At 52.3% G+C, this 14387-nt stretch carries 14 protein-coding genes; all 14 read left to right on the top strand.

What is annotated here, in order from left to right:
• Positions 1-259: 259 nt before the first annotated feature.
• Positions 260-610 (top strand): flagellar transcriptional regulator FlhD, encoded by a 351-nt coding sequence (gene flhD, locus FEK47_RS02470; RefSeq protein WP_130218670.1) that lies wholly within the window; start codon positions 260-262, stop codon positions 608-610.
• Positions 611-612: 2 nt separating this feature from the next.
• Positions 613-1191 carry a flagellar transcriptional regulator FlhC gene (flhC, locus tag FEK47_RS02465; RefSeq protein ID WP_064529301.1) on the top strand — a complete coding sequence of 193 codons (579 nt, stop codon included), beginning with the start codon at positions 613-615 and terminating at the stop codon, positions 1189-1191.
• Positions 1192-1316: 125 nt separating this feature from the next.
• Entirely contained in the window at positions 1317-2204 is an 888-nt protein-coding gene (gene motA / locus FEK47_RS02460) for a flagellar motor stator protein MotA (RefSeq protein WP_130208527.1), read from the top strand.
• Positions 2201-3127, top strand: a complete 927-nt coding sequence (gene motB, locus FEK47_RS02455; RefSeq protein WP_130218672.1) for a flagellar motor protein MotB — start codon at positions 2201-2203, stop codon at positions 3125-3127. Before motA ends, motB begins: the two co-directional genes overlap by 4 nt.
• A 4-nt stretch (positions 3128-3131) precedes the next feature.
• On the top strand, positions 3132-5096 hold the full coding sequence (cheA, locus tag FEK47_RS02450) for a chemotaxis protein CheA (RefSeq protein WP_135487641.1): 1965 nt from the start codon (positions 3132-3134) through the stop codon (positions 5094-5096).
• A gap of 21 nt (positions 5097-5117) precedes the next feature.
• The gene (cheW, locus tag FEK47_RS02445; RefSeq protein WP_130218676.1) at positions 5118-5621 is read left to right on the top strand and encodes a chemotaxis protein CheW; all 504 of its coding nucleotides are present in this window, start codon (positions 5118-5120) and stop codon (positions 5619-5621) included.
• Positions 5622-5766: 145 nt separating this feature from the next.
• Positions 5767-7428: a methyl-accepting chemotaxis protein II gene (gene tar / locus FEK47_RS02440; RefSeq protein WP_138183088.1), complete on the top strand. Its 1662-nt coding sequence runs from the start codon at positions 5767-5769 to the stop codon at positions 7426-7428.
• Positions 7429-7589: 161 nt separating this feature from the next.
• The gene (cheR, locus tag FEK47_RS02435; RefSeq protein ID WP_135487643.1) at positions 7590-8450 is read left to right on the top strand and encodes a protein-glutamate O-methyltransferase CheR; all 861 of its coding nucleotides are present in this window, start codon (positions 7590-7592) and stop codon (positions 8448-8450) included.
• Positions 8451-8452: 2 nt separating this feature from the next.
• A complete protein-coding gene (gene cheB, locus FEK47_RS02430; protein ID WP_064529294.1) occupies positions 8453-9502 on the top strand; it encodes a protein-glutamate methylesterase/protein glutamine deamidase in 1050 nt (349 codons plus the stop codon).
• A 14-nt stretch (positions 9503-9516) separates the two neighbouring features.
• The gene (gene cheY, locus FEK47_RS02425; protein ID WP_000763855.1) at positions 9517-9906 is read left to right on the top strand and encodes a chemotaxis response regulator CheY; all 390 of its coding nucleotides are present in this window, start codon (positions 9517-9519) and stop codon (positions 9904-9906) included.
• Between the two features lie 10 nt (positions 9907-9916).
• Positions 9917-10561, top strand: a complete 645-nt coding sequence (gene cheZ / locus FEK47_RS02420) for a protein phosphatase CheZ (protein ID WP_064529292.1) — start codon at positions 9917-9919, stop codon at positions 10559-10561.
• Between the two features lie 193 nt (positions 10562-10754).
• A complete protein-coding gene (gene flhB, locus FEK47_RS02415; protein WP_135487644.1) occupies positions 10755-11903 on the top strand; it encodes a flagellar biosynthesis protein FlhB in 1149 nt (382 codons plus the stop codon).
• On the top strand, positions 11896-13974 hold the full coding sequence (gene flhA, locus FEK47_RS02410) for a flagellar biosynthesis protein FlhA (RefSeq protein ID WP_000066967.1): 2079 nt from the start codon (positions 11896-11898) through the stop codon (positions 13972-13974). Before flhB ends, flhA begins: the two co-directional genes overlap by 8 nt.
• On the top strand, positions 13974-14369 hold the full coding sequence (gene flhe, locus FEK47_RS02405; protein ID WP_135487653.1) for a flagellar protein FlhE: 396 nt from the start codon (positions 13974-13976) through the stop codon (positions 14367-14369). Before flhA ends, flhe begins: the two co-directional genes overlap by 1 nt.
• Positions 14370-14387: the final 18 nt, after the last annotated feature.

The following is a 14387-nucleotide window of genomic DNA, read 5'->3' as shown; positions in this document are numbered from 1 at the left end:
TTGTCGAAAATCGCAGCTCCGCTCCGTTGTATGTATGAGTGGTGACGAGTACAGTTGCGTCGAATTAGGAAAAATCTTAGATAAGTGTAAAAAGCATCACTCTGTGTAAGACGTGTTTCACCTCTTATGATGTCTGTGTGTTTTTTCGTTGATCGCTACTATTCCATTTTTATTTACTTTTTACCGGGATTTCCCGGCGACATCACGGGGTGCGGTGATACCGCATAAAAAATAAAGTTAGTTCTTCTGGGTGGGAATAATGCATACCTCCGAGTTGCTGAAACATATTTATGACATCAATTTGTCATATTTACTTCTTGCACAGCGTCTGATCGTTCAGGACAAAGCGTCCGCCATGTTTCGTCTCGGTATTAATGAAGAAATGGCAACAACGCTGGCGACGCTGACTCTTCCACAAATGGTTAAACTGGCCGAAACCAATCAACTGATTTGTCAATTCCGCTTTGACAGCCACCAGACTGTTAACCAACTGACGCAGGATTCCCGTGTTGACGATCTCCAGCAAATTCATACCGGTATTATGCTCTCCACGCGTTTGTTGAATGATGTTAATCAGCCCGAAGAAGTACAACGTAAGAAAAGGGCCTGATCATGAGTGAAAAAAGCATTGTTCAGGAAGCCCGTGATATTCAACTCGCCATGGAGTTGATAACCCTCGGTGCTCGTTTGCAAATGCTGGAAAGCGAAACACAATTAAGTCGCGGACGCCTGATCAAACTCTATAAAGAGCTGCGCGGAAGTCCGCCGCCGAAAGGTATGTTGCCGTTTTCCACCGACTGGTTTATGACATGGGAACAAAATGTCCATGCGTCGATGTTCTGTAATGCATGGCAGTTTTTACTGAAAACCGGGCTATGTAATGGCGTTGATGCGGTAATCAAAGCCTATCGTTTATACCTTGAACAGTGCCCACAAGCCGAAAACGGACCACTGCTGGCGCTAACCCGCGCCTGGACTCTGGTGCGATTTGTCGAAAGTGATTTACTACAACTTTCCAGTTGCAACTGCTGCGGCGGTAATTTTATCACCCATGCTCATCAACCTGTCGGCAGTTTTGCCTGCAGCTTATGTCAACCGCCATCGCGCGCCGTAAAAAGACGTAAACTTTCTCAGAACCCTGCCGATATTATCCCTCAACTGCTGGATGAACAGAGAATACAGGCTGTTTAACTCATACGGTGTGGCGAAACACTCCAGCAGCGGTAAGCAATTGCCGCTGCTTTTTTTTCTCCTGCCGTAAGGTAACGTCTGCCGACTGAACATCCTGTCATGGTCAACAGTGGAAGGATGATGTCGTGCTTATCTTATTAGGTTACCTGGTTGTTCTCGGTACAGTTTTCGGCGGTTATTTGATGACCGGTGGAAGCCTTGGAGCACTCTATCAACCCGCTGAACTGGTGATTATTGCCGGTGCAGGCATTGGGTCGTTTATCGTCGGCAATAATGGCAAAGCAATCAAAGGTACGCTGAAGGCGCTGCCATTATTGTTTCGTCGCTCTAAATATACCAAAGCAATGTATATGGATTTGCTGGCGCTGCTTTACCGCCTGATGGCGAAATCGCGACAAATGGGCATGTTCTCACTGGAACGCGATATTGAAAATCCACGAGAGAGCGAGATCTTCGCCAGTTATCCGCGCATCCTCGCGGATGCCGTTATGCTGGATTTTATCGTCGATTATCTGCGCCTGATTATCAGCGGCCACATGAATACCTTCGAAATTGAAGCCCTGATGGACGAAGAGATAGAAACGCACGAAAACGAAGCGGAAGTCCCGGCGAACAGCCTGGCGTTGGTCGGAGACTCTCTTCCTGCGTTTGGTATTGTTGCGGCTGTAATGGGGGTGGTGCACGCACTAGGATCAGCCGATCGTCCTGCCGCCGAGTTGGGGGCGCTCATCGCACATGCGATGGTGGGGACTTTCCTCGGTATCTTATTGGCTTACGGATTTATTTCCCCGTTGGCGAGTGTTTTGCGCCAGAAAAGCGCCGAAACCAGCAAAATGATGCAGTGCGTCAAAGTCACACTGCTTTCTAATCTGAACGGTTACGCACCGCCTATCGCCGTTGAATTTGGTCGCAAAACGCTCTATTCCAGTGAACGTCCGTCGTTTGTTGAACTGGAAGAGCATGTGCGCGCGGTGAAAAATCCGCAGCAGCAGACGACAACCGAGGAAGCATGAAGAATCAAGCGCACCCGATTATTGTCGTCAAACGACGCAAAGCGAAATCCCACGGCGCAGCACATGGTTCGTGGAAGATTGCTTATGCTGACTTTATGACCGCGATGATGGCTTTTTTTCTGGTGATGTGGCTTATCTCCATCTCCAGCCCAAAAGAGCTGATTCAGATTGCGGAATACTTCCGTACGCCGCTGGCGACAGCGGTAACGGGCGGCGATCGCATTTCTAATAGTGAAAGCCCAATTCCCGGCGGCGGTGATGATTTCACCCAAAGCCAGGGGGAAGTGAATAAGCAGCCGAACATTGAAGAACTTAAAAAACGCATGGAGCAAAGTCGGCTGCGGAAATTGCGTGGCGATCTCGACGAGCTTATTGAATCAGACCCGAAACTACGGGCGATGCGTCCACATCTCAAAATCGATCTGGTACAGGAAGGTTTACGTATCCAGATAATTGATAGCCAGAATCGCCCGATGTTTAAAACCGGCAGTGCTGATGTCGAGCCCTATATGCGCGACATTCTGCGCGCCATTGCGCCGGTGCTGAACGGTATTCCTAACCGTATCAGCCTTTCAGGCCATACCGATGATTTCCCTTACGCCAATGGTGAGAAAGGTTACAGCAACTGGGAGCTTTCCACTGAACGCGCCAATGCGTCGCGCCGTGAGCTAATGGTGGGAAGTCTGGCTGATGGCAAAATTTTACGTGTTGTCGGCATGGCGGCGACCATGCGCTTAAGCGATCGCGGCCCGGATGATGCCGTTAATCGTCGAATCAGTCTGTTGGTACTGAATAAACAAGCCGAACAGGCCATTTTGCATGAAAACGCCGAAAGCCAGAATGAGCCAGTAAGCGTCCTGGAAAAACCTGGGGTAACACCGCAGGTCAGTGTTTCCACAATGCCATCAGCCGAACCGAGGTGACAGCGTGAGCATGGATATAAGCGATTTTTATCAGACATTTTTTGATGAAGCGGACGAACTGTTGGCCGATATGGAACAGCATCTGCTGAATTTACAGCCAGAAGCGCCAGATGCCGAACAATTGAATGCCATCTTTCGTGCGGCCCACTCCATCAAAGGAGGGGCGGGAACCTTTGGCTTTAGCGTATTGCAGGAAACCACGCATCTGATGGAAAACCTGCTCGACGAAGCCAGACGCGGTGAAATGCTGCTTAACACCGACATTATCAATCTGTTTTTGGAAACGAAGGACATCATGCAGGAACAGCTCGACGCTTATAAACAGTCGCAAGAGCCGGATGCCGCCAGCTTTGACTATATCTGCCAGGCCTTACGTCAACTGGCAATAGAAGCGAAAGGCGAATCGACCCCCGCCATGGCCCGGTTAAGTGTGGTTGCCAAAAGTGAACCGCAAGATGAACAGGGTAACAGTGAGTCGCCGCGACGAATTCTACTTTCGCGTCTGAAAGCGGGAGAAGTCGATCTCCTGGAAGAAGAGCTGTGTCATTTGACAACGTTGACTGATGTGGTGAAAGCCGCTGATTCTCTTTCGGCAATATTACCGGGCGACATCGCGGAAGATGATATCAAAGCGGTGCTCTGTTTTGTGATTGAGGCCGATCAGATTGCCTTTGAAACAGTAGAATCCGCGCCAAAAATATCCCCGCCACCGGTACTTAAACTGGCAGCCGAACAAGCGCCAGCAGGACGTGTGGAACGGGAAAAACCGACGCGCGGTAGCGAATCTACCAGTATCCGCGTGGCGGTTGAGAAGGTTGATCAGCTGATTAACCTCGTTGGCGAACTGGTGATTACTCAGTCAATGCTGGCCCAGCGCTCCAGTGAACTGGACCCGGTGAATCATGGGGATTTGATTACCAGCATGGGGCAGTTACAACGTAACGCCCGTGATTTGCAGGAATCAGTGATGTCGATTCGCATGATGCCGATGGAATATGTCTTTAGCCGCTATCCCCGGCTGGTGCGCGACCTGGCGGGTAAACTTGGCAAACAGGTGGAGCTGACGCTGGTGGGCAGTTCCACCGAACTCGACAAGAGTCTGATAGAACGCATTATCGATCCTCTGACCCACCTGGTACGCAATAGCCTCGACCATGGTATTGAATTGCCGGAAAAACGACTTGCTACGGGCAAAGATAGCGTTGGAAATTTAATCCTGTCTGCTGAACACCAGGGCGGCAACATCTGCATCGAAGTGACCGACGATGGCGCGGGGCTTAATCGAGAGCGGATTCTGGCAAAAGCCGTCTCACAAGGTCTGAGCGTTAGCGACAATATGACTGACGACGAAGTGGCGATGTTGATATTCGCCCCTGGTTTTTCCACGGCGGAGCAGGTCACCGATGTTTCCGGGCGCGGCGTCGGCATGGATGTCGTTAAACGTAATATCCAGGAGATGGGGGGCCACGTTGAAATCCAGTCGAAGCAGGGCGTTGGCACCACAATCCGCATTTTACTGCCGCTTACGCTGGCGATCCTCGATGGCATGTCGGTACGCGTTGCTGACGAAGTTTTCATTCTGCCGCTGAACGCCGTCATGGAATCACTACAACCTCGTGAAGCCGATCTCCATCCACTGGCAGGCGGCGAGCGAGTACTGGAAGTGCGTGGTGAATATCTGCCCATCGTCGAACTGTGGAAAGTGTTCAACGTCGCAGGCGCGAAAACCGAAGCTACACAGGGGATTGTTGTCATCCTGCAAAGTGGCGGTCGCCGCTACGCCTTGCTGGTGGATCAGTTAATTGGTCAACATCAGGTGGTGGTTAAAAACCTTGAAAGTAACTATCGCAAAGTCCCTGGCATTTCTGCTGCAACCATTCTTGGCGACGGCAGCGTGGCACTGATTGTTGATGTCTCCGCCTTGCAGGCGATAAACCGCGAACAACGTATGGCGAATACTGCCGCCTGATTGAGTAAAAAGGGAATAAATATGACCGGTATGACAAATGTAACAAAGCTGGCCAGCGAACCGTCAGGCCAGGAGTTTCTGGTATTTACCCTCGGTGACGAAGAGTACGGCATCGATATTCTGAAAGTGCAGGAGATCCGTGGCTACGATCAGGTTACGCGGATTGCCAATACACCCGCGTTTATCAAAGGCGTCACTAATCTGCGCGGCGTGATTGTGCCAATTATCGATTTGCGTATTAAGTTCAGCCAGGTGGATGTGGAGTACAACGATAACACGGTGGTTATCGTTCTGAATCTTGGGCAGCGGGTGGTCGGCATTGTGGTAGATGGCGTTTCAGATGTTCTTTCGTTGACGACGGAACAAATTCGCCCGGCACCGGAATTTGCTGTGACGCTTTCCACAGAATACCTCACCGGCCTGGGCGCGCTGGGCGATCGCATGCTAATTCTGGTTAATATCGAAAAACTGCTGAATAGCGAAGAGATGGCGCTGTTGGATAGCACGGCATCAGAAGTCGCATAATTTATCCCACTGTACTCAAATGAAATGAGCCCGATACCCTGCGGATCGGGTTTTTCATTTTAATTTCGCCATGACTGGCATCAGAAATAAAGTTTCCCTCCTTCCTGCCGATAACGGAATCAACTTGTTTTCAGGAAGGTGCCTTATGATTAACCGTATCCGCGTAGTCACGCTGTTGGTAATGGTGCTGGGGGTATTCGCACTGTTACAGCTTATTTCCGGAAGTCTGTTTTTTTCTTCTCTTCACCATAGCCAGAAAAGTTTTGTGGTTTCCAATCAATTACGCGAACAACAGAGCGAGTTGACCTCAACCTGGGATTTAATGCTGCAAACGCGCATTAATCTGAGTCGTTCAGCCGTGCGGATGATGATGGATTCATCCAATCAGCAAAGTAACGCCAAAGTTGAATTGCTTGATAGCGCCAGGAAAACATTGGCCCAGGCTGCAATCCATTATAAAAAATTCAAAAGCATGGCACCGTTACCGGAAATGGTCGCTACCAGTCGTAATATCGACGAAAAATATAAAAACTATCACACAGCATTAACAGAACTGATTGATTATCTTGATTATGGCAATACTGGAGCCTATTTCGCTCAGCCAACCCAGGGAATGCAAAATGCGATGGGCGAAGCCTTTGCCCAGTACGCCCTCAGTAGTGAAAAACGGTATCAAGATATCGTCACTGACAACGCGGATGATTACCGATTTGCCCAGTGGCAACTGGCGGTTATCGTGCTGGTGGTGGTATTGATTCTGCTGGTGGCGTGGTACGGCATCCGTCGCATGCTACTTAACCCGTTAGCGAAGATCATTTCTCACATCCGAGAAATTGCTGGTGGCAATCTGGCGAATACCCTCAGCATTGCCGGGCGTAGTGAAATGGGCGACCTGGCACAGAGCATTTCACATATGCAAGGTTCTCTTACTGACACGGTCAACCATGTGCGAGAAGGTTCAGATGCCATCTATGCCGGTACACGTGAAATTGCTGCGGGTAATACCGATCTTTCCTCCCGTACTGAACAGCAAGCATCGGCGCTGGAAGAAACGGCCGCCAGCATGGAACAGCTCACTGCAACGGTGAAACAGAACGCCGATAACGCCCGTCAAGCCTCGCAACTGGCGCAAAGTGCCTCCGACACTGCTCAGCATGGTGGCAAAGTCGTGGACGGTGTGGTGAAAACCATGCACGAAATTGCCGACAGTTCGCAGAAAATTGCCGACATTATTAGCGTTATTGATGGCATTGCTTTCCAGACCAATATCCTGGCACTGAACGCGGCTGTTGAAGCCGCCCGAGCCGGGGAACAGGGGCGTGGTTTTGCCGTGGTGGCGGGCGAAGTGCGTAATCTCGCCAGTCGCAGCGCCCAGGCGGCAAAAGAGATCAAAGCGCTGATTGAAGATTCCGCCTCCCGCGTTGATACCGGTTCGGTGCTGGTAGAAAGTGCCGGGGAAACCATGACTAATATTGTCAATGCCGTCACCCGTGTTACCGACATTATGGGCGAGATTGCCTCGGCATCGGACGAACAGAGTCGCGGTATCGATCAAGTGGCGTTGGCAGTGTCCGAAATGGATCGCGTTACGCAACAGAACGCATCGCTGGTGCAGGAATCAGCTTCCGCCGCAGCTGCGCTGGAAGAACAGGCCAGTCGTTTAACGCAAGCGGTTTCCGCGTTCCGTCTGACTGCCCGCTCGCAAACGAATAAACCACAATCACAATCCCGCCATGGTACTGAACAACCACCCGCACAGCCGCGATTGCGTATTACTGAACAAGATCCAAACTGGGAAACATTTTGATGTTTTTTTACTCAAGCACCATCGCCGCCAGATGAGGCTGATGATGCAACAGAACCTCGCGCTTATCATCTCTGGTGGCGTTATTTATAGGTCGTTATACAACACAATTGGCGCAGTTACAGGCTGCGCCAGGGGTATCCTGAAGTGACTGAGAAGGCGCTATGACATCATCTCTGCCCTGCGGGCAAACGTCTTTATTGTTACAGATGACCGAGCGCCTGGCGCTTTCCGACGCGCATTTTCGGCGGATAAGTCAATTGATCTATCAACGTGCGGGGATAGTCCTGGCGGACCACAAACGCGACATGGTTTACAACCGCCTGGTGCGCCGTTTGCGCTCGCTGGGGCTTGCAGACTTCGGCCATTATCTGAATTTACTGGAATCTAATCAGCACAGCGGCGAGTGGCAGGCGTTTATTAATTCGTTGACCACAAACCTGACGGCATTTTTCCGCGAGGGGCATCATTTCCCATTGCTCTCGGAGCACGCTCGCCACGCCTCTGGTGAATATCGCGTATGGAGTGCGGCGGCATCGACAGGTGAAGAACCGTACAGCATTGCGATGACGCTGGCGGACACGCTGGGCACCGCGCCCGGACGCTGGAAAGTGTTCGCCAGCGATATCGACACCGAAGTGCTGGAGAAAGCCAGAAGCGGCATTTATCGCCATGAAGAGCTGAAAAACCTGACGCCGCAACAACTCCAGCGCTACTTCATGCGCGGCACAGGGCCGCATCAAGGGCTGGTGCGTGTGCGTCAGGCACTGGCGAACGCTATCGATTTTTCCCCGCTGAATTTGCTGGCGAAACAGTACGCTGCGCCGGGGCCGTTCGATGCGATCTTCTGTCGTAACGTCATGATCTACTTCGATCAAACGACCCAGCAGGAGATTTTGCGCCGCTTTGTACCGCTGCTTAAACCCGACGGATTATTGTTTGCGGGTCACTCTGAAAACTTTAGCCACCTTGAGCGCAGCTTCACATTGCGTGGACAGACGGTGTATGCGCTAAGTAAGGATTAACGATGAGCAAAATCAGGGTGTTGTCGGTCGATGATTCGGCACTGATGCGCCAGATAATGACAGAAATCATCAATAGTCATAGTGACATGGAAATGGTAGCGACGGCTCCCGATCCGCTGGTCGCGCGTGATTTGATTAAGAAATTCAACCCTGATGTGCTGACGCTGGATGTCGAAATGCCGCGTATGGATGGACTGGATTTCCTCGAAAAATTAATGCGTTTGCGACCGATGCCAGTAGTGATGGTTTCTTCTCTGACTGGCAAAGGTTCCGAAGTCACGCTGCGTGCTCTGGAGTTGGGGGCGATAGATTTTGTCACCAAACCGCAACTGGGGATCCGCGAAGGAATGCTGGCGTATAGCGAAATGATTGCCGAAAAGGTGCGTACAGCAGCAAGGGCAAGCCTTACTGCGCATAAACCGTTATCGGCACCGACAACGCTGAAGGCCGGACCGCTCTTGAGTTCAGAAAAACTGATTGCGATTGGCGCCTCAACGGGGGGAACTGAGGCGATTCGTCACGTATTGCAACCGTTGCCGCTTTCCAGCCCGGCACTGTTAATTACCCAGCATATGCCGCCCGGTTTTACCCGCTCTTTTGCCGACAGACTTAATAAGCTGTGCCAAATCGGCGTGAAAGAAGCCGAGGACGGAGAACGCGTCTTGCCGGGGCATGCCTATATCGCCCCGGGCGATCGGCATATGGAACTGGCGCGTAGCGGCGCGAATTATCAAATCAAAATTCACGATGGTCCGGCGGTTAATCGCCATCGGCCATCGGTAGATGTGTTGTTCCATTCGGTGGCCAAACAGGCGGGGCGTAATGCGGTTGGGGTGATCCTGACGGGCATGGGCAACGACGGCGCGGCGGGAATGTTAGCAATGCGTCAGGCGGGGGCATGGACTCTTGCGCAAAATGAAGCAAGCAGCGTGGTGTTCGGCATGCCGCGCGAGGCCATCAATATGGGTGGCGTTTGCGAAGTGGTCGATCTTAGCCAGGTAAGCCAGCAAATGCTGGCAAAAATCAGTGCCGGACAGGCGATACGTATTTAAATCAGGAGTGTGAGATGGCGGATAAAGAGCTTAAATTTTTGGTTGTGGATGACTTTTCCACCATGCGACGCATCGTGCGTAACCTGCTGAAAGAGCTTGGATTTAATAATGTTGAGGAAGCGGAGGATGGCGCCGATGCTCTCAATAAGTTGCAGGCGGGAGGATATGGTTTTGTTATCTCCGACTGGAACATGCCAAACATGGACGGCCTGGAATTGCTGAAAACGATTCGTGCTGATGGCGCGATGTCAGCCTTGCCGGTGTTAATGGTGACTGCGGAAGCGAAGAAAGAAAACATTATTGCCGCAGCACAAGCGGGGGCCAGTGGCTACGTGGTTAAGCCATTTACCGCCGCGACGCTGGAGGAAAAACTCAACAAAATCTTTGAGAAACTGGGCATGTGAGGATGCGACTATGATGCAACCATCAATTAAACCTGCTGATGAAAATTCTGCTGGCGATATCATTGCGCGCATCGGCAGCCTGACGCGTATGCTGCGCGACAGTCTGCGGGAGCTGGGGCTGGACCAGGCCATTGCAGAAGCGGCGGAAGCCATCCCCGATGCCCGCGATCGTTTGTACTACGTTGTGCAGATGACTGCCCAGGCTGCGGAGCGGGCGCTGAACAGTGTTGAGGCCTCACAACCGCATCAGGATCACATGGAGAAATCAGCAAAAGCGTTAACCCAACGCTGGGATGACTGGTTTGCCGATCCCATTGACCTTGCCGACGCTCGCGAACTGGTGACCGATACACGGCAATTTCTGGCGGATGTGCCGACGCATACCGGTTTTACCAATGCGCAGTTGCTGGAAATCATGATGGCGCAGGATTTTCAGGACCTCACCGGGCAGGTCATTAAACGAATGATGGATGTCATTCAGGAGATTGAACGCCAGTTGCTAATGGTGCTGCTGGAAAATATCCCAGAGCAGGATGCACGTCCGAAACGTGAAAGCCAGAGTTTGCTGAATGGACCGCAGGTTGATACCAGCAAAGCCGGTGTAGTAGCCAGTCAGGACCAGGTGGACGATTTGTTGGATAGCCTTGGATTCTGATTTGTATTGCCTGATGTGACGCGGCCGCGTCACATCAGGCGGTCGGATGACGCCGCATCCGACAAACGCACACTATGCATGATGTGTGGCAGCAAAAGCCCTAAATCCCGCCTTTTTTACCCCTTACTCAAACCATTGAACGCTTTGCGCTCTGGCATCATTCACGCTTATTACTCTTTCCAGGATTGGCGACGTGTCTGACGAGAGCGACGACAAAACAGAAGCCCCCACACCTCACCGACTTGAAAAAGCGCGGGAAGAGGGGCAAATCCCGCGTTCCCGTGAATTAACGTCGCTGCTGATTTTGTTAGTGGGCGTGTGTGTTATCTGGTTTGGCGGTGTGTCGCTGGCTCGTCGATTGTCGGGCATGCTCTCCGCGGGATTGCATTTTGATCACAGCATCATCAATGACCCGAATCTGATCCTCGGGCAGATTATTCTGCTGATCAGAGAAGCCATGCTGGCGCTGCTGCCGCTGATTAGCGGCGTGGTGCTGGTGGCGCTCGTTTCGCCGGTGATGTTGGGTGGCCTGGTATTTAGCGGCAAATCCTTGCAGCCGAAGTTTTCCAAACTCAATCCGCTACCGGGCATTAAACGGATGTTTTCGGCACAAACCGGTGCGGAGTTGCTTAAAGCGATTTTGAAATCCATCCTGGTCGGCAGTGTGACGGGGTTTTATCTCTGGCACCACTGGCCGCAAATGATGCGCTTAATGGCCGAGTCTCCGGTTACCGCCATGGGTAATGCGATGGATCTGGTAGGGCTGTGCGCACTGCTGGTGGTGCTTGGCGTTATTCCGATGGTGGGATTTGACGTCTTTTTCCAAATCTTCAGCCACCTGAAAAAGCTGCGTATGTCACGGCAGGATATTCGTGATGAGTTCAAACAAAGCGAAGGCGACCCTCATGTCAAAGGGCGAATCCGTCAGATGCAGCGAGCTGCGGCGCGGCGGCGGATGATGGCCGATGTGCCGAAAGCGGACGTTATCGTCAATAACCCAACTCACTACTCAGTGGCTTTGCAGTACGACGAAAACAAAATGAGTGCGCCAAAAGTCGTTGCCAAGGGCGCGGGGCTGGTGGCATTACGCATTCGTGAAATAGCCGCTGAAAATAGCGTCCCGACCCTCGAAGCGCCGCCGCTGGCGCGCGCGCTGTATCGACATGCGGAGATCGGTCAACAAATACCTGGTCAACTATATGCCGCCGTGGCGGAAGTGCTGGCCTGGGTCTGGCAACTGAAACGTTGGCGTCTGGCTGGTGGACAGCGCCCTGTACAACCAACTCATCTTCCGGTGCCGGAAGCCCTGGATTTTATTAACGAGAAACCGACCCATGAGTAATCTGGCCGCGATGCTGCGCCTGCCTGCAAACCTGAAATCGACACAATGGCAGATCCTTGCCGGACCGATTTTGATCTTGCTGATTTTGTCGATGATGGTGCTGCCATTGCCTGCATTCATTCTCGACCTGCTGTTTACCTTTAATATCGCCTTGTCGATCATGGTGTTGCTGGTGGCGATGTTTACCCAGCGCACGCTTGAGTTTGCCGCCTTTCCGACAATCCTGCTGTTCACCACGCTGTTGCGTCTGGCTCTTAACGTGGCTTCAACCCGTATCATTTTGATGGAAGGACATACGGGCGCGGCGGCGGCAGGGAAGGTGGTCGAAGCGTTCGGTCACTTCCTCGTTGGTGGCAATTTCGCTATCGGTATCGTGGTGTTCGTCATCCTCGTGATCATCAACTTTATGGTCATTACCAAAGGTGCCGGGCGTATCGCAGAAGTGGGTGCGCGCTTTGTTCTCGATGGTATGCCGGGTAAGCAGATGGCGATTGACGCCGACCTGAACGCCGGATTGATTGGTGAAGATGAGGCGAAAAAACGCCGCTCTGAAGTGACTCAGGAAGCCGACTTTTACGGCTCAATGGACGGGGCAAGTAAATTTGTTCGTGGTGATGCCATCGCCGGGATCCTCATCATGGTCATTAACGTTGTCGGCGGATTGCTGGTCGGTGTGCTGCAACATGGCATGAGCATGGGACACGCGGCGGAAAGTTATACGCTATTGACCATTGGCGACGGTCTGGTGGCACAAATCCCGGCGCTGGTGATTTCTACCGCCGCGGGGGTCATCGTTACGCGTGTCAGCACCGATCAGGATGTTGGCGAGCAGATGGTGAATCAGCTTTTCAGTAACCCAAGCGTTATGTTGTTAAGCGCCGCCGTGCTCGGTTTACTCGGCCTGGTGCCTGGAATGCCGAACCTGGTATTTTTGCTGTTCACGGCGGGATTGCTCGGGCTGGCCTGGTGGATCCGCGGACGCGAACAAAAAGCGCCTGCCGAACCCAAACCGGTAAAAATGGCAGAGAATAATGCCGTTGTCGAAGCGACGTGGAACGATGTGCAACTGGAAGATTCTCTGGGAATGGAAGTGGGCTATCGACTGATCCCGATGGTTGATTTCCAGCAGGATGGCGAGTTGCTGGGCCGTATTCGTAGTATTCGTAAGAAATTTGCTCAGGAAATGGGCTTCCTGCCGCCGGTGGTGCACATTCGCGACAATATGGATTTGCAACCGGCACGTTATCGTATTTTGATGAAAGGCGTAGAGATTGGCAGTGGCGATGCTTATCCGGGGCGTTGGTTGGCGATTAACCCTGGTACCGCTGCCGGGACGTTACCTGGTGAAGCGACCGTCGATCCGGCTTTTGGTCTGAACGCTATCTGGATCGAAAGTGCGCTAAAAGAACAGGCGCAGATTCAGGGGTACACCGTGGTTGAGGCCAGCACAGTGGTGGCAACGCATCTTAACCATCTCATTAGCCAGCATGCCGCAGAGTTGTTTGGTCGCCAGGAGGCGCAACAGCTGCTGGATCGCGTCGCTCAGGAGATGCCAAAGCTGACGGAAGATCTCGTTCCTGGTGTTGTCACGCTCACCACGCTACATAAAGTGCTGCAAAATCTGCTCGATGAAAAGGTGCCGATTCGCGATATGCGCACCATTCTCGAAACGCTGGCGGAGCATGCGCCCATCCAAAGCGATCCACATGAATTAACCGCCGTCGTGCGCGTGGCGTTGGGACGGGCGATTACCCAGCAGTGGTTTCCTGGCAAAGATGAAGTCCATGTTATTGGCCTCGATACACCGCTGGAACGTTTGTTACTACAGGCGTTGCAGGGCGGGGGCGGACTGGAACCAGGGCTGGCGGATCGTTTACTGGCGCAAACTCAGGAAGCGCTATCCCGTCAGGAGATGTTGGGTGCGCCGCCAGTTTTGTTGGTGAACCACGCGCTGCGACCATTATTGTCTCGCTTCCTGCGCCGCAGCTTGCCGCAGTTAGTGGTGCTGTCGAATCTTGAACTATCTGATAACCGACATATCCGCATGACGGCGACAATTGGCGGTAAATGATGAGAACCTTATTAGCAATATTATTGTTTCCGCTGCTGGCGCAAGCCGCCGGGGAGGGGATGTGGCAGGCAAGTAGTGTCGGAATTACGCTAAATCATCGCGGGGAGTCGATGTCTTCTGCGCCCCTTTCTTCGCGACAACCTGTTTCAGGATTGATGACGCTGGTGGCGTGGCGTTATCAGCTTATCGGTCCGACCCCCGCGGGACTGCGGGTACGTTTATGCTCACAATCTCGTTGTGTCGAATTAGAGGGGCAGAGCGGAACCACCGTGGCCTTTTCCGCTATAGCGGCGGCAGAACCGTTGCGCTTTATCTGGGAAGTGCCTGGCGGTGGGCGGTTAATTCCGCCGCTGAAAGTACAACGTAATGAAGTGATTGTGAATTATCGGCGGTGATAAAAAAGCCGATGTCCG

This window comes from Escherichia sp. E3659 (genome assembly GCF_005781135.1).
In the GTDB taxonomy this organism is placed as follows: domain Bacteria; phylum Pseudomonadota; class Gammaproteobacteria; order Enterobacterales; family Enterobacteriaceae; genus Escherichia.
The sequence above is the reverse complement of the archived record's forward strand: the minus strand, read 5'-3'. Positions and strand labels throughout refer to the sequence as shown.